15 protein-coding genes are annotated in these 20978 nt (G+C 71.6%); 13 read left to right on the top strand and 2 right to left on the bottom strand.

Features of this window, described 5'->3' with window-relative positions; translation table 11 throughout:
- The first annotated feature begins 424 nt into the window (after positions 1–424).
- The 4 genes from OG607_RS30745 (at position 425) to nirD (ending at position 7296) form a co-directional block, all read left to right on the top strand.
- Positions 425–2521 carry a molybdopterin oxidoreductase family protein gene (locus OG607_RS30745; RefSeq protein WP_405730411.1) on the top strand — a complete coding sequence of 699 codons (2097 nt, stop codon included), beginning with the start codon at positions 425–427 and terminating at the stop codon, positions 2519–2521.
- Positions 2522–3128: 607 nt separating this feature from the next.
- Positions 3129–4385, top strand: coding sequence for an NAD(P)/FAD-dependent oxidoreductase (locus OG607_RS30740; RefSeq protein ID WP_405730409.1), 1257 nt, complete (start codon positions 3129–3131; stop codon positions 4383–4385).
- A 2-nt stretch (positions 4386–4387) separates the two neighbouring features.
- The gene (nirB, locus tag OG607_RS30735; RefSeq protein WP_405730407.1) at positions 4388–6973 is read left to right on the top strand and encodes a nitrite reductase large subunit NirB; all 2586 of its coding nucleotides are present in this window, start codon (positions 4388–4390) and stop codon (positions 6971–6973) included.
- Positions 6970–7296: a nitrite reductase small subunit NirD gene (gene nirD, locus OG607_RS30730; protein ID WP_405730405.1), complete on the top strand. Its 327-nt coding sequence runs from the start codon at positions 6970–6972 to the stop codon at positions 7294–7296. Before nirB ends, nirD begins: the two co-directional genes overlap by 4 nt.
- A gap of 574 nt (positions 7297–7870) precedes the next feature.
- On the opposite strand, the gene OG607_RS30725 is transcribed toward nirD, so the two are convergent.
- Positions 7871–9250: an endo-1,4-beta-xylanase gene (locus OG607_RS30725; RefSeq protein WP_405730403.1), complete on the bottom strand. Its 1380-nt coding sequence runs from the start codon at positions 9248–9250 to the stop codon at positions 7871–7873.
- 176 nt (positions 9251–9426) lie between these two features.
- Here OG607_RS30725 and OG607_RS30720 point away from each other — a divergent pair, with 176 nt between their 5' ends.
- From OG607_RS30720 to OG607_RS30680, 9 genes are all read left to right on the top strand, one after another.
- Positions 9427–10470, top strand: coding sequence for a LacI family DNA-binding transcriptional regulator (locus OG607_RS30720; RefSeq protein ID WP_405730401.1), 1044 nt, complete (start codon positions 9427–9429; stop codon positions 10468–10470).
- A gap of 126 nt (positions 10471–10596) precedes the next feature.
- Positions 10597–11910 (top strand): extracellular solute-binding protein, encoded by a 1314-nt coding sequence (locus OG607_RS30715; protein ID WP_405730399.1) that lies wholly within the window; start codon positions 10597–10599, stop codon positions 11908–11910.
- Complete coding sequence (locus OG607_RS30710; RefSeq protein WP_405730397.1) at positions 11911–12942, top strand: carbohydrate ABC transporter permease; 1032 nt, start codon at positions 11911–11913, stop codon at positions 12940–12942.
- The gene (locus OG607_RS30705) at positions 12939–13763 is read left to right on the top strand and encodes a carbohydrate ABC transporter permease (RefSeq protein WP_405730395.1); all 825 of its coding nucleotides are present in this window, start codon (positions 12939–12941) and stop codon (positions 13761–13763) included. The genes OG607_RS30710 and OG607_RS30705 overlap by 4 nt, the downstream gene beginning before the upstream one ends.
- 61 nt (positions 13764–13824) lie before the next feature.
- Complete coding sequence (locus tag OG607_RS30700) at positions 13825–16152, top strand: glycoside hydrolase family 3 N-terminal domain-containing protein (RefSeq protein WP_405730393.1); 2328 nt, start codon at positions 13825–13827, stop codon at positions 16150–16152.
- 85 nt (positions 16153–16237) lie between these two features.
- Positions 16238–16417 carry an antitoxin gene (locus OG607_RS30695; RefSeq protein WP_405730392.1) on the top strand — a complete coding sequence of 60 codons (180 nt, stop codon included), beginning with the start codon at positions 16238–16240 and terminating at the stop codon, positions 16415–16417.
- A gap of 109 nt (positions 16418–16526) precedes the next feature.
- Positions 16527–17468, top strand: coding sequence for an oxidoreductase (locus OG607_RS30690; RefSeq protein ID WP_405730391.1), 942 nt, complete (start codon positions 16527–16529; stop codon positions 17466–17468).
- 141 nt (positions 17469–17609) lie between these two features.
- Entirely contained in the window at positions 17610–18461 is an 852-nt protein-coding gene (locus OG607_RS30685; protein ID WP_405730389.1) for a hypothetical protein, read from the top strand.
- Between the two features lie 193 nt (positions 18462–18654).
- The gene (locus OG607_RS30680; protein ID WP_405730387.1) at positions 18655–19638 is read left to right on the top strand and encodes a formylglycine-generating enzyme family protein; all 984 of its coding nucleotides are present in this window, start codon (positions 18655–18657) and stop codon (positions 19636–19638) included.
- Here the strand turns inward: OG607_RS30680 and OG607_RS30675 are convergent.
- Positions 19613–20953, bottom strand: coding sequence for a glycoside hydrolase family 125 protein (locus tag OG607_RS30675; RefSeq protein ID WP_405730386.1), 1341 nt, complete (start codon positions 20951–20953; stop codon positions 19613–19615). The genes OG607_RS30680 and OG607_RS30675 overlap by 26 nt on opposite strands.
- Positions 20954–20978 lie beyond the last annotated feature (25 nt).

Here is a 20978-nt window from a genome sequence, read left to right as displayed (position 1 = left end):
CCTGCGGGAGAACCCCTCCACCGCCCCCGCCCGGCCGGAAGGGCAATCTTCAGCCCGTCCGGGCCTGAGGACCCGTACCCTCACCGGCCGGTGGCCGCGAGCGGGCCGAAGGGGACGGTGGAGGGATGCGCCCGGAAGCGACGAGCGAGGATCCCGGGCACGAACCGGGCCGACCCAAGTCGCGAGCGCTGAGGACGCAGTCCCGGCAGGCGGCCCCGACCCCACGACAACAGCAGGCGCACACCGGCCAACCCAGCCCGTCCGGCGCTTGAGGACACGCCCGAAGGGCGTTCGGGGGCCCGGGGGCGCAGCCCCCGGCAAGCGGGTGCGCTCACTGCCGGGTCGGCCGCCCGCTGAGGGCCCCGTACCGGGGGCGTAACGCCGCCGCGCGGCGGGCGAAACACGCCGGAAGCACGCTGGTCATATGAGTGAGACCGACACGGCAACGCAGACGCACTGCCCGTACTGCGCCCTGCAATGCGGGATGGGGCTCGCGCGCACCCCGACCCCGAACGGGGCACGCGTCGAGGTCGTGGAGCGGGACTTCCCGGTGAACAGGGGCGCGCTGTGCGGAAAGGGCCGTACAGCGCCCGACGTGCTGTCCGCGGGAGCGCGGTTGGGCGGACCGCTCGTCAGGAACCGGGCCACGGGGAAGCTGGAGGCAGCCGGGTGGGAGGACGCGCTCGACCGGGTGGCGGAGGGGCTCGTGCGCGTGAGGGCGGCGCATGGGCCGGACGCGGTCGGCGTGTTCGGCGGGGGCGGGCTGACGAATGAGAAGGCGTACGCGCTGGGGAAGTTCGCGCGGGTGGTGCTGAGGACGTCGCAGATCGACTACAACGGCCGGTTCTGCATGTCGTCGGCGGCTGCGGCGCACAACAAGGCGTTCGGGCTGGACCGGGGGCTGCCGTTCCCGATGGCGGACATCTCCCGCACGGGGTGCGTGATCCTGGTGGGGTCGAATCTGGCGGAGACGATGCCGCCGGCGCTGCGCTACCTGACGGAGCTGAAGGCGAACGGCGGAAAGCTGATCGTCGTGGACCCGCGCCGGACGCGCACCGCCGAGCAGGCGGACCTGCATCTGCAGCCGAGGCCGGGGACGGACCTGGCGCTGGCGCTGGGGCTGCTGCATCTGGTGGTGGCGCAGGGCCACGTCGACGAGGAGTTCGTGGCGGAGCGTACGAACGGCTGGCCGCAGGCCCGGGCGGCGGCGATGGCGCACTGGCCGGAGATGGTGGAGCGGCTCACGGGCGTACCGGTGCCGGCGCTGCGCGAGGCGGTGCGGCTGTTCTGCGATACGCCGGACGGTACGGGGATGGTGCTGACGGCGCGCGGGCCGGAGCAGCAGGCGAAGGGCACGGACACGGTCGGCGCGTGGATCAACCTGTGCCTGGCCACCGGGCGGGCCGGGCGCCCGCTGTCCGGCTACGGCTGCCTGACCGGCCAGGGCAACGGCCAGGGCGGCCGGGAGCACGGCCAGAAGGCCGACCAGCTGCCGGGCTACCGGAAGCTGGACGACCCGGCCGCGCGGGCGTACGTGGCGGGGGTGTGGGGTGTCCACCCGGATGACCTGCCGGCGCCGGGGCGGAGCGCGTACGAACTGCTGGACGCGCTGGGCGGGGAGGTGAAGGCGCTGCTGCTGATGGGCTCGAACCCGGTGGTGTCGGCGCCGCGCGCCGGGCACATCGAGGGGCGGCTGGCGGCGCTGGACTTCCTGGCGGTGTGCGATGTCGTGCTGTCGGAGACCGCCGCCATGGCCGATGTCGTGCTCCCGGTCACCCAATGGGCGGAGGAGACGGGGACGACCACCAACCTGGAGGGGCGGGTCCTGCTGCGCAGGAAGGCGATCGACCCGCCGGAGGGCGTACGCAGTGACCTGTACGTCCTGAACGGACTTGCCGCCAGGCTCGGTTGGGAGAAGGGCTTCCCGACGGACCCGGAGGAGGTCTTCGACGAGCTGCGCCGCGCGTCGGCGGGCGGGCCGGCGGACTACTCGGGCATCACATACCGCCGGATCGCCGAGGAGGACGGCGTCTTCTGGCCCTGCCCGGACGACAGCCACCCCGGCACGCCCCGGCTGTTCCACGACCGGTTCGCGACCCCCGACGGGCGGGCGCGCTTCGTGCCCGTGATCCACCGTCCCTCGGCCGAGGAGCCGGACGGCGACTACCCGCTCTACCTCACCACCGGCCGGGTCCTCGCCCAGTACCAGTCCGGCGCCCAGACCCGGCGGGTGGCGGAGCTCAACGCGGCCGCGCCGGGCCCCTTCGTCCAGCTCCACCCGCAGCTCGCCGACCGCATCGGCATCGCCGACGGCGACCCCGTGGCGGTGACCTCACGGCGCGGGCGCGCGGTTGCCCCGGCGCAGGTGAGCCGGGCGATCCGGCCGGACACGGTGTTCATGCCGTTCCACTGGCCGGGCGAGGGCCGGGCCAACACCCTGACCAATCCGGCCCTCGACCCGACCTCGCGGATGCCGGAGTTCAAGGTGTGCGCCGTGAGAGTGGAGCGCGCGGACAGCTGATCCGGCTTTCCCTTGTATACGAGTGCGTCATCCCCGAGGCCCTGAAGGGGTCACCCCCACCCCGCCCCTTCCCGAAACCGGGGCTTCGCCTCGGACCCCCGAACGCCCTGCGGGCGTGTCCTCAAACGCCGGACGGGCTGAACTTCCCGTCCGGCCGGGAGGGGACACGCCGGGGTTCTCCCGCAGCGCGACGAGCGAGGATCCCGGGCACAAACAAGACCGACCAGAGTCGCGAGCGCCGAGGAGAGATCCCCGGTGGTGGCACCGACCCCACGCCACACCCAGCCCGTCCGGCGTTTGAGGACGGAACCGACACCCCCTACCGGGGGCACCGAAACCGCACCGGTGCAGGCGGCACCGTCCGCGCGGCCCGTCCGGCGCTTGAGGACGGAACCGGCACCCCTACCGGGGGCACCGAAACCGCACCGGCGCAGGCGGCACCGTCCGCGCGGCCCGTCCGGCGATTGAGGACGGAACCCCCAGCCATGGCCGACGGCACCGCAACGGAACGGCTCACATCCCGCCCCACCCCGCGCTGAGCGCACTGTTCCTTTGGGGAAACGGCAGGGATGCCGCCGGGTAACAGCCACGACGCACGCTCGTATGCATGGACATCGTGGTGATCGGCAGCGGAATGGCAGGGGCGCGCCTCGCGCAGCAGCTCGCGCCGTACAGCAGTGCCGGTTTCACCGTCACGCTGATCGGCGAGGAGCCGCACGCGCCGTACAACCGGGTGCTGCTGGCGGAGGTGCTGGCCGGGCGGTATCCGGCCGACGTGATCACGCTGCCGGGGGCGGAAGACCGTACGGAAGACCGCAAGGGCGGGACGCGCGTCGTGCGCGTCGACCGGGCCGAGCGGGCGGTCGTGTGCGACAACGGGGATGTCGTCCCGTACGACCGCCTCGTGCTGGCCACGGGCTCGAACCCGGTGCTGCCGCCGCTGCGCGGGCTGTTCGCGGAGGGACAGGGAGAGCTCCCCGAGGGGGTGCACGCGTTCCGGACGATGGACGACTGCGCGGCGCTGTCGGAGGCGGTACGCCCCGGCGTGCGGGCCGTGGTGGTGGGCGGCGGGCTGCTCGGGGTGTCGGCGGCACGGGCTCTGGCGGCGCGCGGGGCGCAGGTGGTGATCGCGACGCAGGGCGAGGGCCTGATGGAGCGGCACCTGGACCCTGCCGCCTCGCAGCTGCTGCGTACGCACATTGAGTCGCTGGGCGTCGAGGTGCACACCGAGTGCCGCGTACGCGGCCTGCACACCACCGCCCGGACCGTACAGGCGGTGGAGCTCGCCGACGGCTACCGGCTGGACGCCGAGATCGTCGTGCTGGCCTGCGGGGTGCGGCCCCGGGTCGGGCTGGCGCAGGCCGCCGGGCTGGAGATCGCCAAGGGCATCGTGGTGGACGACGAGCTGCGCACGTCGGACCCGTACATCCACGCCATCGGGGACTGCGCGCAGCACGACGGCGTCGTGTACGGCCTGGCGGGCCCGGCCACCGAACAGGCGGACGTGCTCGCCCGGATCCTGATCGCGCAATACACGCCGCAAAACACCCCGCAAGAAGCGCCGCGCTACCGCGGCACCCGCACGCTCACGCGGCTGACGCTCAACGGCCCGCGGACGATGGACATCGCGACCTTCGGGGACCCGGTCGCCGCCCCCGGCGACGACGTGCTGCGGCTGGCGGACGCCACCCGCGGGGCGTACCGGAAGGTCATCATGCGCGGCGACCGCCTGGTCGGCGGGATTCTGCTGGGCGACCTCGCCAGTGTCGGCGAGCTCGCCCGTACGTGGGAGGGCGACGAGCCGCTGCCTTCCCGAGCCGCACCGCTTCACCTGCTCACTGTCACCGACAACGGAGGCTCTTGATCATGACCACGCCTACGATCGTGCTGGTCGGCCACGGGATGGTCGGCCAGCGATTCCTGGAGGCGCTGGCCGACCGGGGCATCACGAAGGCCTCCCGGGTGGTGGTGCTCTGCGAGGAGCCGCGCCCCGCCTACGACCGGGTCCAGCTCACCTCGTACTTCTCGGGGAAGACCCCGGAGGACCTGTCGATGGTCGAGGCCGGCTTCATGGCCGCGCACGGCATCGAGCTGCATGTCGGCGACCCGGCGGTGGCCGTGGACCGCGAGGCCCGCACCGTGACGGCCCGTTCCGGGCTGACGATCGCGTACGACACGCTGGTGCTGGCCACCGGCTCGTACCCCTTCGTGCCGCCGGTGCCGGGCAAGGACGCGGGCGGCTGCTTCGTCTACCGCACCATCGAGGACCTCCTCGCCATCGAGGAGTACGCGATGACCTCGCGCGTCGGCGCGGTGGTCGGCGGCGGGCTGCTGGGGCTGGAGGCGGCGGGCGCGCTCAAGGGCCTGGGCCTGGAGACCCACGTCGTGGAGTTCGCGCCGCGGCTGATGCCGGTCCAGGTGGACGAGGGCGGCGGGGCGGCGCTGCGCCGCACGATCGAGGACATGGGCGTGACGGTCCACGCGGGTGTGGGCACGCAGGAGATCACGGCCGCCGAGGACGGCTCGGTCGCGGCGATGAAGCTCTCCGACGGCTCGGTGCTGGACACCGACCTCGTGGTCTTCTCGGCGGGCGTACGGCCCCGGGACCAGCTCGCGCGGGAGTGCGGGCTGCCGGTGGGCGAGCGCGGCGGCATCGTGGTCGACGAGCAGTGCCGCACGAGCGACGACGCGGTGTACGCGATCGGCGAGTGCGCGCTGGCCTCGGACGGCCGGGTGTACGGCCTGGTCGCTCCCGGCTACGAGATGGCCGAGACGGTGGCGAAGGCGATCGCGGGGCAGGAAGGTTCCTTCACCGGCGCCGACCTCTCCACCAAGCTCAAGCTGCTCGGTGTGGACGTGGCCTCGTTCGGCGACGCGCACGGAACGGCCGAGGGCTGCCTCGACATCGTATACAGCGACACCCGCTCCGGCGTGTACAAGAAGCTGGTCGTCTCCCCCGACGGCGTCCTGCTCGGCGGCATCCTCGTCGGCGACGCCGACTCCTACGGCATGCTCCGCCCCCTCACCGGCTCCGTGCCGCCCGTCTCCCCCGAGCAGCTCGTCCTCCCGGCCGGCGCCGGCGGCCCCGTCACCCTCGGGCCCTCCTCGCTTCCCGACGAGGCGGTGATCTGCTCCTGCCACAACGTCACCAAGGGCACGATCCGCTCCGCCGTCACCGAGCACAGCTGCACCACCCTCCCCGAGGTCAAGAAGTGCACCAAGGCGGGCACCGGCTGCGGCAGCTGCGTGAAGGTGCTCGGCCAGCTCGTCACCGCCGAGCTCGAGGCCGGCGGCGTCGTGGTCGACAAGGGCCTGTGCGGCTGCTTCGCCCAGACCCGCCAGGAGCTGTACGAGATCGTGCTGGCCCTGCGCATCACGACCTTCGCCGACCTGCTCGACCGCCACGGCCGCGAGGCCGCCCGCGGCGGCGACGGCTGCGAGATCTGCAAGCCGGCCGTCGCGTCGATCATCGCCTCGCTCGCGCCGACGCTGGGCACCTCCGTGCACGTCCTGGACGGCGAGCAGGCGGCCCTGCAGGACACCAACGACCACTTCCTCGCCAACCTGCAGAAGAACGGCTCCTACTCGATCGTGCCGCGCATCCCCGGCGGCGAGATCACCCCCGAGAAGCTCATAGTCATCGGCGAGGTGGCACGGGACTTCGGCCTCTACACAAAGATCACCGGCGGCCAGCGGATCGACATGTTCGGCGCGCGGGTCGAGCAACTCCCCATGATCTGGACCCGGTTGGTCGACGCCGGCTTCGAGTCCGGCCACGCCTACGGCAAGTCGCTGCGCACGGTGAAGTCCTGCGTCGGCCAGACCTGGTGCCGCTACGGCGTCCAGGACTCCGTCCGGATGGCCATCGACCTGGAGCTGCGCTACCGGGGGCTGCGCTCCCCGCACAAGCTCAAGTCGGCCGTCTCCGGCTGCGCGCGCGAGTGCGCCGAGGCCCAGAGCAAGGACTTCGGCATCATCGCCACCGCCTCCGGCTGGAACCTCTACGTCGGCGGCAACGGCGGCGCCACCCCGCGCCACGCGGACCTGCTGGCGCAGGACCTCAGCGACGCCGAGCTCGTCCGCCTCATCGACCGCTTCCTGATGTTCTACATCCGCACGGCCGACCGCCTCGAGCGCACCTCGGTCTGGCTGGACCGCCTCGACGGCGGCCTGGAGCACGTGCGCGATGTCGTCGTCCACGACTCGCTCGGCATCTGCGACGAGCTGGAGGCCCTGATGGCCGACCATGTCGCCGGCTACCGCGACGAATGGGCCGACACCGTCAACGACCCCGAGCGCCTCGCCCGCTTCGTCTCCTTCGTCAACGCCCCGGACGTTCCGGACCCTTCGGTGAAGTTCGTCCCCGAGCGCGACCAGGTCAAGCCCGACCTCCAGCTCCTCGCCGGCCCCGTCCTCCCGATCCGCACGCTCGAAGGGACCCCCGCCTCATGACCGTCGAACTCCTCGTCGACGAGGCCTGGTTCGCCGTCTGCGACCGCGACCGCCTCCAGCCCGGCCGCGGCGTCGCCGCCCTCCTCCCCGACGGCCGCCAGGCCGCGGTCTTCGCCGACCGCGGGGGACGGCTCTACGCCGTCGAGAACCGCGACCCCTTCACCGGCGCGTACGTCCTCTCCCGGGGGCTGCTCGGATCCACGGCGGACGGGCGGGCGTACGTCGCGTCGCCGCTCCTCAAGCAGCGGTTCGATCTGGAGAGCGGTGCGTGTCTGGACGACGAGGCGGTGTCGGTCACGGCGTTCACCGTACGGGCCCGGTAAGCCGGGGTTCCGGTTCCGTCCTCAAACGCCGGACGGGCCACGCGGACGGTGCCGCCTGCACCGGTGCCGTTTCGGTGCCGTCGGCCGGGGTTGCTGGTTCCGTCCTCAAGCGCCGGACGGGCTGGGTTGGCCGTGGGGTCGGGGGCGCCTGCCGGGGCCTCTCTCCTCGGCGCTCGCGACTCTGGTCGGCCCGGTTGTGCCCGGGATCCTCGCTCGTCGCCTGCGGGAGAACCCCTCCACCGCCCCCGCCCGGCCGGAAGGCAATCTCCAGCCCGTCCGGGGTTGAGGACCTGTACCCCCACCGGCTGGTGGTCGCGTACGGGCCGAAGGGGACGGTGGAGGGATGCGCCCGGAAGCGACGAGCGAGGATCCCGGGCACCAACAAGGCCGACCCGAGTCGCGAGCGCTGAGGACGCAGTCCCGGCAGGCGGCCCCGACCAGACCCGAAAGGGAAGGCGCACACCGGCCGACCCAGCCCGTCCGGCGATTGAGGACACGCCCGAAGGGCGTTCAGGAGTCCGGGGGCAAGCCCCCGGACCCCCACCCGGCCAGCGACGCCGGCGGCGGCGGCGCGCTAACTACACGCCGTCCCGTTCAACTTGAAGTCCGCCGGTGCGGGATTCGAGCCCGACCAGCTCGCGTTGAAGCCGAAGGCCTGCGTGCCGCCCGCCGCGATCGTCGCGTTGTAGGACACGTTGGTCGCGGTCACCGCCGTCCCGGACTGGACGACGGTCGCGTTCCAGGCCTGGGTGACCTTCTGGCCGGAGGGGTAGGTCCAGGTCAGGGACCAGCCGGAGACCGGGGTCGTGCCGGTGTTCTTCACCGTCACGCTCGCCGTGAAGCCGGTGTTCCACTGGTTGACGCCGTACGTCACCGCGCAGCTCGCCGTCGGGACAGGAACGGTGCCGGTCCACCCCAGCGCCTCGGCGACGCCGTAGAAGGCCGGCTTGGGCTGGTAGTTCTCGTCGTAGATGTTGGCCGCGCCCTGGCCGGGGAAGACGCCGGGGACCCAGGAGGTGGCGTCGCCGAGACCCCAGACGGTGACGCCGACGCAGCGGGAGACGGCGAGACAGGCACTGACCACCGACTTGAAGTCGGCCTTCTGCTGGGTGAGCAGGGCGGTCGTGGCGGGGAGGGTCATGCGGACGTCGAGCTCGGTGACGGCGACGTCAAGGCCGAGGTCGGCGAAGCGCTGGAGGTTGGTCTGGACGGTGGTCGGGACGGAGCCGACGATCAGGTGGCCCTGGAAGCCGATGCCGTCGAGCGGAACGCCCTGCGCGAGAAGCGACTTGGCGAGGTTGTACATGCCGTCGGACTTCGAGCCGGTGCCGTCGGTGTTGTAGTCGTTGATGTAGAGCTTGGCGGCGGGGTCGGCGGCGCGCGCGGCGCGCAGCGCGTCGGCTATGTAGGAGGAGCCGAGCTGGTTGTACCAGAGGCTCGCCCGGTACGTGCCGTCCTCGTTGAGTGGCTCGTTGACGACGTCCCACTGGTTGATCTTGCCCTTGAAGTGGGTGACTTCGTCGGTGACGTGCTTGACCAGGAGGGCGTGCAGCTCGTCGTTGGTGAAGGTGCCCGAGGTGAGCCAGCTGGGGAGTTGGCTGTGCCAGACGAGGGTGTGGCCGCGGACCTGCATGCTGTGGGCCTGGGCGAAGCTGACGAGGTTGTCACCACCGGTCCAGTTGTAGGTGCCGCGGGTGGCTTCGACGGATTCCCACTTCATCTCGTTGCCGGGGGTGGCCGAGTTGAACTGGGTGCCTTCGAGGGCCGCGTACGAGCTGATGTTCAGCTCGCTCGCGGTCGCGGCGGAGCCTATGTACCGGCCCTTGGCCGTGGCGAGGTCGCGCAGCACGGGGTCGGCGGCCTGGCTGGGGGCGGCGAGGCCCAGGATGAGCATGGCCGCGCCGGTGACGGCGAGCACGGCTCTGCGTAAGTGACGCAATTGCTCGGTCTTCATTGGGGGGAGCCCTCTTTTCCGGAAGGTTGCCGCAAGGTTTCCGAGGGTGCGCCCGAAACGGTAGAGCCGCGCGGGAGGGTCGTCAACGCCTGTGACAACGCTTTCCGGAGTACGCTCAGCTCGAATTGGGGCTCCCGAAAGATTTCGGTCGGGATCGCACGAGGAGGGGCCAGGGCATGGCACAGGATCAGGCACAGGAAGCGGGACAGAGCAGCAACGGGCGCAAGGTGACGATCACCGCTATCGCGCAGGCCGCAGGCGTGTCCGTGCCGACCGTCTCCCGCGTGGTCAACGGGCGTTCGGACGTGGCGCCGGAGACCCGGGCCAAGGTCGAGGACCTGCTGCGGCAGCACGGCTACCGGCGCCGCACCAGTGCGCCGGGGGACCGGGCGGCGCTGCTGGACCTGGTCTTCAACGACCTGGACAGCCCCTGGGCGGTGGAGATCATCCGGGGGGTGGAGGACGTCGCGCACGCGGCGGGCGTCGGCACGGTCGTGTCGGCGATCCACGGCCGCGCCGGGTCCGCCCGGCAGTGGATGAAGAACCTGCGCGACCGGGCGTCGGACGGCGTGATCCTGGTGACCTCCGTGCTGGAGCCGGTGCTGCACGAGGAGTTGCGCCGGCTCAACGTCCCGATCGTGGTGGTCGACCCGGCCGGCTCACCGACCCTGGAGGCCCCCACCGTCGGGGCGACCAACTGGGCGGGCGGGATGGCCGCGACCGAGCATCTGCTCTCGCTCGGCCACCGCCGGATCGGCTTCATCGCGGGCCCGCCCCGGCTGCTCTGCTCCCGCGCCCGTCTCGACGGCTACCGGGCGGCGCTGGAGGGCGCGGGCATCCCGGTCGACGACGCCCTGATCGTGCCCGGCGACTTCTACCACGCGTCCGGGTCAACGGGCGCGAGTACGCTGCTGGATCTGCCCGAGCCGCCGACCGCGCTCTTCGCCGCCAGCGACCAGATGGCGCTGGGCGCGATCGAGGCGCTGCGCAGACGCGGACTGCGGGTCCCGGAGGACATGAGCGTGGTCGGCTTCGACGATCTCCCCGAAGTGCGCTGGCTGGCCCCGCCGTTGACGACGGTGCGCCAACCGCTCACGGAAATGGGCAAGGTGGCGGCCCGTACGGTGCTGCGGCTGGCGCGCGGCGAGGAACTGGACTCGCCGCGTGTGGAGTTGGCGACGGAACTGGTCGTACGCGCCAGCACGGCGGCCCGCACGTAGGGCGTTTCGGACCGCCGGCCTCCGCTTCTGTCACATCCATTGACACGGACTCGCCACGTCCGTAATTTCCGGCTGGATCGATCCGAGAATTATCGGTGACCTTCCGGAAGGTGCGCGATGCCAGCAATGGGCGACACTCCTCGGTCCAGCTCCCTGTCCCGCCGCAGATTCCTGTCCGCCTCCGCGGCCGCCGGCCTCGCGGCAGGCGCCGCGGGCGCCCTGAGCGCTTGCGGCGGCTCGGACAGCGGCGGGAACTCCTCGGGCAAGACCACCATCGAGTGGTGGAACATCACCACCACCGAGCCCGCCAAGGGAGTCTGGGCCCAGCGCGCCAAGGAGTTCGAGAAGCAGAACCCGGACGTCACGATCAAGATCGTCACGCTGGAGAACGAGGCGTACAAGTCGAAGATGACCGCGCTCACCGCCTCCGGGAAGCTGCCGGACATCTTCCACACCTGGGGCGGCGGCGTCCTCAAACAGCAGATCGACGCCGGACTCGTCGAGGACCTCACCTCCTCCACCGCCTCCTGGCGCGACGCCTACGTACCCGCCTCCCTGGAGGCGTACCAGTTCGACGACAAGACCTACGGCATCCCCTTCGACATCGGCGCCGTCGGCTTCTGGTACAACAAGGCGCTCTTCGCGACCGCCGGCATCACCACCCCGCCCACCACCTGGAGCGGCTATCTCGACGCGGTGCAGAAGCTGAAGTCCAAGGGCATCACCCCCATCGCCCTGGCCGGCAAGGAGAAGTGGCCCGGCATGTACTTCTGGGCGTATCTCGCGATGCGCACGGCCGGGCTGGAGGCGATGCAGAAGGCCGCCACGGAGAACGACTTCACCGGCGAGGGCTTTGTGAAGGCCGGGCAGCACCTCAAGGACCTCGTCGCGCTCCAGCCGTTCCAGCAGGGCTTCCTCGGGGCCGGGTACTCCACGCCCAGCGGGGAGGCGGCGGCGGTCGGCAACGGCAAGGCTGCCATGGAGCTGATGGGCCAGTGGGCGCCGAGCGTGCAGAAGTCCTCGGGCAAGGGGCTGGGCAAGGACCTCGGCTTCTTCTCCTTCCCGGCCGTCGAGGGCGGCGCGGGCGCGCTGACGGAGGTCTTCGGCGGGGGCGGCGGACACGCGCTGCGCAAGGGCGCGCCGAAGGCGGCACTGGACTTCGTGAAGTTCTTCGGCGCCACCGCCTTCGACGAGAAGCTGGTCAAGGAGACCGGCCTGGTGCCGGTCGTCAAGGACGCGGCAGGCGCGCTGACCGACCCCAACCTCAAGCTGGTCTCGGAGGCGCTGAACCAGGCCACCGGCTTCCAGCTCTACCTGGACCAGGCCTACGCCCCGGCCGTCGGACAGGAGGTCAACGACTCCGTCGCCGCGCTGATCGCGGGCAACAAGTCGCCGGAGCAGGTGGCCAGGTCGATCACCCAGGTCGCGAAGAGCGCGTAGATGGGGACCACTTCGGCCGACGTACGCGGTGACACGGACGCGACGCGCAGCGAAGCACGCGAGCCCGGCCCGGGGCCGGGCCGGGCGCCGGGGGGCCCGCACGCCCGCACGCGTCCGCCGGCCCTGCGCCGGATGACGAACTGGCTGACGGCGTTCGCCTTCACCGTGCCCGCGCTCCTGCTCTTCGGCGCACTCGTGCTGCTGCCGATCCTGTTCGCCCTCTACTCCAGCTTCTTCAACTGGGGCGGCTTCGGCTGGCCTTCGGACTTCACCGGGCTCGGCAACTTCAGCAAGCTGGTCAAGGACCCGGTCTTCATCGGCGACCTGTGGCGCGGCTTCCTGCTGATCGCCTTCTCGCTCCTCATCCAGCTGCCGTTCTCGCTGGCGATCGCCGTGATGCTGAACCAGAGGCTGCGCGGCCGCGCCTTCTACCGGATGCTGTTCTTCGCGCCGTACATCCTGTCCGAGGTCATCACCGGCGTGCTGTTCAGCATGATCTTCGCGCCGGGCGACGGCCTCGCCGACAAGATCTTCTCGGAGCTCGGTCTGGAGGCCCTGGGCGGGAAGTGGTTCTCCGATCCGTCCACGGTGCTGCCGACCCTCTTCCTGGCCATGACGTGGAAGTACTTCGGCTTCCACATGATGCTCTACCTCGCCGGGCTGCAGGGCATCCCGGCCGAGCTGCACGAGGCCGCCAAGATCGACGGCGCCGGCCCCTGGGAGCGGTTCCGGTACGTCACCCTGCCGCTGCTCGGGCCGACCATCCGGATCAGCGCCTTCCTGTCCGTCATCTACTCCATCCAGCTGCTCGACATGGTGTGGGTGATCACCGGGGGCGGCCCGGACCACGCCTCCGAGACCATGGCGATCACGATGTTCCAGTACGGCTTCAAGCGCTACCAGGTGGGCTACGCCAGCACCATCAGCGTCGCAATGTTCCTGATCAGCCTGGTCTTCGCCCTCCTCTACCAGCGCTTCGTCATGCGCCGTGACACCGAAGGAGCCCTCACCACCATGCGAGCCCAGCGATGAGGCGGCGCCTCAAGTCCCTCCCGGTGTACGTGATCCTGTGGCTGGTCGGCGCGGTGGTGGTGACACCCCTGCTCTACGCCCTGATCTCCGGCTTCAAGTCCACCGACCAGCTCTCCCGCAACCCCTTCGGGCTGCCCAGCCCCTGGGTGACCGCCAACTTCACCGACATCCTCGGCTCGGGGACCTTCTGGCGGGCCATCGGCAGCAGCATCCTCATCGCGGTGGCGACCACCGTGCTCACCGTGGGGATCGCGGCGCTCGCGGGCTTCGCCTTCGCCCGGTTCGCCTTCCGGGGGCGGGAGCTGTTCTTCACCCTGTTCACGATGGGGCTGATGTTCCCGTTCGCGGTGGCACTGCTGCCGCTGTTCCTGCTGCTGCGCTTCGCGGATCTGCTGGACAACCCGCTCGGCGTGATCCTCCCCCAGGCCGCCTTCGGGCTGCCGCTGACCATCATCATCCTGCGCGGCTTCTTCCGGGAGATCCCCGGCGAGCTGGAGGAGGCGGCCACCCTGGACGGCTGCAGCGCCTTCGGGTTCTTCTGGCGGATCCTCCTGCCGATGGCCCGGCCCGCGCTGGGCACGGTGTCCGTGCTGGCGATCGTCGGCAGCTGGAACAACTTCTTCCTGCCGCTGCTGGTGTTCAACGACGACACCTGGTGGACCATCCCGGTCAGCGTCCAGCAGTTCCAGGGCCAGTACGCCGCCGAGACCGCCCGCATCTTCGCCTATCTCGTCCTCGCCATGGTGCCGGCCCTGGCCTTCTACGCGGTCGCCGAGCGGCAGCTCATCGGGGGCATCACGGTCGGCGCGACGAAGGGCTGACCGCACGGCCGTCCCGCCGTCCCGCCGTCCCCGTTCCCGCCTTTCCCACGTGAGGAGTTCCATGACCACCCCCTGGCAGGACACCGCCCTACCGGCCGAGGTCCGTGCGGGCGATCTGCTCTCCCGGATGACCCTGGAGGAGAAGACCGCCCAGCTCTACTCCGTCTGGCCCGGCTCGGAGGCTGCAGGCGCGGACAGCGCAGACGGCACTTCCGGCGCCGACGTGGCCCCGCTGCAGCACGAGGTCAACCGGCCCACCGACCTCGACGCCCTCCTGCCGCACGGCCTCGGCCAGCTCACCCGCCCCTTCGGCACCGCCCCCGTCGACCCGGCGCGGGGCGCGGCCGAGCTGGCCGGCACGCAGGCCCGTATCGCCGCCGCGAACCGCTTCGGGATCCCGGCGCTCGCCCACGAGGAGTGCCTCACCGGCTTCACCGCCTGGCAGGCCACCATCTTCCCGACCCCGCTCGCCTGGGGCGCCTCCTTCGACCCGGCCCTGGTCGGCCGGGCGGCCGAGCTGATCGGCGGCTCGATGCGCGCGGTCGGCATCCACCAGGCGCTGTCCCCGGTGCTGGACGTCGTGCGCGACGCGCGCTGGGGCCGCACCGAGGAGTCCATCGGCGAGGACCCGTACCTGGTCGCCACCATCGGCACGGCGTACGTACGCGGGCTGGAGGCGGCCGGCATCATCGCGACGCTCAAGCACTTCGCTGGCTACTCCGCCTCGCGCGGCGCCCGCAACCACGCGCCCGTGTCCATCGGCCCGCGCGAACTGGCCGACGTCATCCTCCCGCCCTTCGAAATGGCCCTGCGCGACGGCGGCGCCCGGTCCGTCATGGCCTCCTACACCGACACCGACGGCATCCCGGCGCACGCCGACCCCGGGCTGCTGACCGAACTGCTCCGCGACACCTGGGGGTTCACCGGCACCGTCGTCTCCGACTACTTCGGCGTCTCCTTCATCGAGCTGGCCCACGACCTGGCCACCGGCCCGGCCGGTGCGGCGGCGCTCGCGCTGGCGGCCGGGGTGGATGTGGAGCTGCCAGGGGTGCGCTGCTTCGGCAGCCCGCTGCTGGAGGCCGTACGGGCCGGCGAGATCCCGGAGGCGCTGGTGGACCGGGCGGCGCTGCGGGTGCTGACGCAGAAGGCGGAGCTGGGACTGCTGGACGGCGTGCTGCCCGAGCCGCCCTCGTCGGTGAACCTGAATCCGCCCGAAATGCGGGAGGTGGCAAGGCAGTTGGCGGAGGAGTCGGTGGTGCTGCTGGCCAATCCCGGCACCGCCCTGCCACTGTCCCCCACGGCCCGCATCGCGGTCGTCGGCCCGCTGGGCGACGACCCTGCGGCGATGCTGGGCTGCTACACCTTCCCGCGCCATGTCGGCATCGAGCATCCCGAGCTGCCGATGGGCGTCGACGTACCGACCCTGCTCGCCGCGCTGCGCGCCGAGCTGCCGGACGCGGAGTTCGCCCACGCCCCCGGCTGCGCGGTGACCGGGCCCGCGCAGCCGGACGAGCTCGCCGAGGCGGTGGCGGTGGCCACCGGGGCGGATGTCTGCGTGGCCGTCGTCGGCGACCGCTCGGGGCTGTTCGGCCGGGGCACCTCGGGCGAGGGCTGCGACGCGGCCGACCTGGCGCTGCCCGGCGGCCAGGGCGAGCTGCTGGACGCGCTGCTCGCGACCGGGAAGCCGGTCGTCCTGGTGCTGCTGGCCGGCCGCCCGTATGCGCTGGGCCGCTGGGCCGACCGGTGCGCCGCCGTCGTCCAGGGCTTCTTCCCCGGCCAGGAGGGCGGCCCCGCGCTGGCCGGGGTGCTGAGCGGGCGCGTCAACCCGTCCGGGCGGCTGCCGGTCAGCGTCCCGTACGGGCCCGGGGCGCAGCCCTGGACGTACCTGGCGCCGCCGCTCGGCCACCGGGGGGAGGCCAGCACGATCGACCCGACCCCGGTGTTCCCCTTCGGCCATGGGCTGTCGTACACCTCCTTCGCCTGGGAGGCCCCGGCTCTGGACGCCCCGGCCATCCCCACCGACGGCGAGACCACGCTCCGTCTGACCGTCCGCAACACCGGTCCCCTCCCCGGCACCGAGGTCGTCCAGCTCTACCTCCACGACCCCCTCGCCCGCGTCACCCGTCCCGTCTCCCGCCTCATCGGCTACGCGCGCGTCCCCCTGGATCCCGGTGCCTGCGCCGAGGTCCGCTTCACCTTCCACGCCGACCTGGCCTCGTACACGCTTCGGGCCGGGCAGCGGATCGTCGAGCCGGGCGCGCTGGAGCTGCGCCTCGCGGCCTCCGGCGGCGAGGCGGGCGCACGCCACGCCCTCCCGCTGACGCTGACCGGGCAGGAGCGCACGGTGGACCACCGGCGACGGCTGGTGTGCGAGGTGAACGTCAAGTAGGCACTGGTCAACGCCCTGGGGATGCGCACCGTCCGGCTTGCGGTAATGCTGAGAAGAGCGTTATACCGCAGCAAGGAGGACATTCATGTCCATGCTGGACAAGATCAAGGCCAAGCTCAAGGGCCACGAGGACAAGACCGGCCAGGGCATCGACAAGGCCGGTGACATGGTCGACGACAAGACCGGCAACAAGTACCAGAGCCAGGTCGACACGGGCCAGGACAAGCTGAAGGACGAGTTCGGCCGGGACCGCCCCCAGTCCTGACGTCCGGCACCCCCCATATGCGCCGACCCCGGCACGGGCCCGATCCCGCGCCGGGGCTGACGCATGATCCCGGAGCGCCTTCGTCCGGACAGGTCCTAAGCTCCTACGCATGAGCTGGACCGCGCAGGACATCCCAGACCAGACCGGCCGCACCGCCATCGTCACCGGCGCCAACAGCGGCATCGGCTACGTCACCGCCCGCGAGCTCGCCCGGCGCGGCGCCCGCGTGCTGCTGGCCTGCCGCAGCGAGCAGCGCGGCAAGGAGGCCGTGGAGCGGCTCCACCGGGAGATACCCAGCGCCCGCGTCGGCTACCGGCACCTGGACCTGGCCGATCTGTCCTCCGTACGCGCCTTCGCCAAGGGCTACGACGACGGCGGCGCCGGTGGCAGCGCCCTCGACCTGCTGATCAACAACGCGGGCGTCATGGCCCTGCCGCGCAGCGCCACGGCCGACGGCTTCGAGACCCAGTTCGGCGTCAACCACCTCGGCCACTTCGCCCTCACCGGCCTGCTCCTCCCCCGGCTTCTGGCCACCCCCGGCTCCCGCGTGATCAGCGTCTCCAGCGGCATGCACGCCCTCGCCGACATCGACCTCGGCGACCTCAACAGCGAGCGCGCCTACCGCCGCTGGATCGCGTACGGCCGCTCCAAGAGCGCCAACCTGCTCTTCATCCACGAGCTCTCCCGCCGCCTCGCCGCCCTCGGCGCCGCTCACCCGGTCGCAGCCTCCGCCCACCCCGGCTACGCCGCCACCAACCTCCAGACCGCCGGCCCCCGCCTCTCCGGCCGCCCGCTCTCCGCCCGCGCCATGGCCCTCGGCAACCGCCTCTTCGCCCAGTCCCCCGACTCCGGCGCCCTCCCCACCCTCTACGCGGCCACCGCGCCCGGCGTCGCCCCCGACTCCTTCACCGGCCCGCGCGTACTGAGCTGGCGCGGCTCCCCGGCTCCGTCATGGCGCGCGTCGCGGACACTGGACGACCGCACGGGGGAGCTGCTGTGGGCGGCCTCGGAGCAGCTGACGGGGGTCTCGTACGAGGGGCTGCCGCGCTAGGGGTGTCCCTCTGGTCCGTTACGCACTTATTGCACAAAGGATCTTCATCAGCCCCCCACCCGGTTCATATGATGCGAACATCAACAGGCCCGGCCCGGGGGCGACTTCGGCGGGCCTCTTATGTTCCCGTGGGGGATTCACATGCGTATACGCGTTGCGGCCGCCGCTCTGTCCGGCGCCGTCGTTCTGTCCGCGCTCGCCCTTCCCGCAGCCGCCCAGGCGTCGGAGCGTCAGGCTGCGTCGACGAAGCTCAGCACCTTCGCCCCGAAGACCGTTCATCCGAACGATTCGCTGGGCAACACCAAGTTCACGGACGCGGTCATCAACGGCGGCAAGGCCATCGTCCTCGGCACCACCGCCAAGAGATCCGTCACCGTCACGTACACCGCCTCGAACGAGAGCGGCATCGCCCTCACCGAGGCCTTTCTGTGGCAGGGCACCGACAGCTCGAACACGGACGACATCACCGGCTCCCTGGGGACGGACGACGACCCCAGCTGCACGGAGTCGACGACCGACATCGGCGTCTACAGCTGCAAGGCCGTCTTCAACATCAACCCCGCCGTCGACTTCAAGGACAACGGCGTGGCCGGGACCTGGAAGCTGTTCCTGGGCGCCTGGGACCTGTACGCGAACGCCGGCTACGACGACAACGTCGCCACCACCGCGATCAAGAAGTTCTCCACGCTGACCGCCAACGCCACGCCCGAGCCGGTGAAGAAGGGCAAGACCATCACGGTCACGGGCAAACTCGCCCGCGCGGACTGGTCGACCGGCAAGTACGCGGGCTACGGGTCCCAGTCCGCGAAGCTGCAGTTCCGCAAGAAGGGCAGCAGCACCTACACCACCCTCAAGACAGTCAGGACCAGCAGCACCGGCGCCCTGAAGACCACCACCAAGGCCACGGTCGACGGTTACTACCGCTACGTCTTCGCGGGCACCCCCACCACCGCCGCCTCGACGGCACCCGGCGACTTCGTCGACGTCAAGTAAGCGGTCCGCACGTCAGCGCCGGGTCGCCGTCCATCACGGCGATCCGGCGCCACACCATTTCCCTGGGTGTCGACAGTAAGAGGCAGAAAGCTGTGAATCTCCCTCAGCAATGCCAAAGTGTCGACAGGGTTGGGCTTCTGCGGGAAGCTCGAATTCGCCCCTCCGGCATCTCCGCACCCAGGAGGACTCCCCCATGCTCAGCAGAAGGAAGCTCATCGCCCTGTCCGGCGCCGCCCTGGCCCCCCGCGCCTCGGCCGCGACCGCCTCGACCACGGTCGCGGGCCAGACCCTCGTCCCCGTTCCGGCCAACCCCTCGTTCGTCTTCGCTGCCGACACCTCCAACAACGCCGGCGCGGGCGAGGCCTCCGCCATCGCCTCCGCCTACTGGCTCGGCGCGTACCAGGTCACCAACGCCCAATGGCAGACCTACCTCGACGACACCGGCCTCTCCGCCCCCAACTACTGGGACGGCGACACCTATCCCTCCGACCGGGCCGACCACCCCGTCCTCTACATCTCCGCCGACCAGGTCGACGCCTACTGCGCCTGGCTCACCGCCCAGTCCGACGGCTGGACCTTCCGCCTCCCCACCGAAGCCGAGTGGGAGAACGCCGCCCGCGGCCCCGACTCCCTCGCCTACCCCTGGGGCGACGACACCGGCACGACGTACGCCGACGGCGTCCTCACCAGCAACTACAACTTCAACGCCGTCTGCGCCGCCTACTACCTCGCCGACTACGGCGACACCATCGCCACCTACACCGACCGCCAGTCCACCCTCTACGGCCAGAGCTTCACCATCTCCGAAATCCTCTCCATCTCCTCCACGGCCGCCCTCACCGGCTGGCTCACCTTCGCCACCCACACCGGCTTCTGCTTCACCGACGTCTACCAGGCCTGCGTGGACGCCGGCGGCCACACCACCCCCGTCGGCTCCTACCCCACCGGCGTCAGCGCGTACGGCGCCCACGACATGGCCGGCAACGCCTTCGAATGGACCTCCAGCCTGGTCACCGCCACCATCGGCGGCGAGGCCGGCACCCTCTGCAACTCCGTACGCGGCGGCTCCTGGTACGCCAGCGCCCGCAGCGGCGGCACCGGCTACCGCGGCGAGGGCCGCGACGGCTCCGGCGGCTACCCGACCATCGGCTTCAGGATCGCGGCCGACCAGGGGTGACGCCGGACCCGGCCGCGCGTGGGTGCAGCGCGGCGGTCGAGCGGCCGGCCAGGAGCAGAAGCAGCTCGCCGAAGAGGGAGTCGCCCCAGCCGAACCAGGGCCGGGTGAAGGTGCCGGGGTCGTCCACGTGGAAGCTCTCGTGGATGGCTCCGGTGCCCGCGTCCGTACGCAGCAGGAGCTCGGCGAGCCGGACCTGCTCGGCCGGGTCGCCGCTGGTGAGCGCCTGCATGGTGAGGGAGAGCGGCCAGACGTGGCCGGGCGGGGTGTGCGGGCTGCCGATGCCGGAGGCGTGGCGGCCGGTGTAGTGGAAGGGGTTGGCGTCGCTGAGCACCAGCTCGCGGGTGCGGAGGTAGAGCGGGTCGCCGGGCCCGCACCAGCCGAGGTAGGGCAGTGAGAGCAGGCTGGGGATGTTGGCGTCGTCCATCAGGAGGTGGCCGCCGAGGCCGTCGACCTCGTACGCGTACACCCGGTCCCCGTCGTATTCGGCGACCCCGTGGGCGAGCACGCCCGCACCGATCTCGGCCGACAGCGCGGCGGCGTCGGCGGCAAGGCCGTCCAGCCCGGCGGCCGCGGCCAGTTCGGCCAGGCCCGCGAGCGACACAGCGGCCAGCGCGTTGGCCGGAACCAGGTAGCCGTAGTGGCACCGGTCGTCGCTGGGGCGGAAGCCCGACCAGGTCATTCCGGTGGGCGCGGACAGCGCGCCCCGGCCGCCGCGCGGCAGGGTGTCGTAGGAGAACTCCCCGCCCATGCGCCGGAATTCGTACGAGGAGCAGGCCTCATGGTCCTGCTCGACGCGCCACAGGGCGATGATCGTCCGGGCGGCGGTCGCGAAGCGGTCGTCGGCCGTGATGTGGTCGAGCCGGCCGGTGGCCCGCCACAGCCCGTACGCGAGCTGGAGCGGCGCGCAGAGCGAGTCGACCTCGTACTTGCGCTCCCAGACCAGCGGCCCGGGGGCCGGTTCGTCCAGATGCCCGGCGCCGGAGCCGTCGGGGGCGGCGTTGAAGGCGTTGGCGTAGGGGTCGGCGATGACGTAGCGCAGCTGGCGGCGCAGGACGCCGGTGAGCGCGGCGGCCACCGCCGGGTCAGCGGCGGCGAGGAGGTAGGGCCGGACCTGGGCGGTGCTGTCGCGCAGCCACATGGCGGGGATGTCGCCGGTGACGACGAAGACTTCACCGTCCGGGGTCGGCCGCATGGCCTGCCGCCAGGTGTCGGTGAGCAGCCGCGCAAAGCGGTCGGCGGCGCGCGGGTCGAGGGAGCGCAGCTCCCGGTGCACGTCGGCGCGCAGCGCGCGCAGGCCCTCGGGCAGTTCGGTCACTTGCGGCTCTCCCGATGAAAGACAA

This window comes from Streptomyces sp. NBC_01537 (assembly GCF_045040445.1).
Classification (GTDB): domain Bacteria; phylum Actinomycetota; class Actinomycetes; order Streptomycetales; family Streptomycetaceae; genus Actinacidiphila.
Note: the sequence above shows the minus strand (reverse complement) of the source record. Positions and strands in the feature narration are given on the sequence as shown.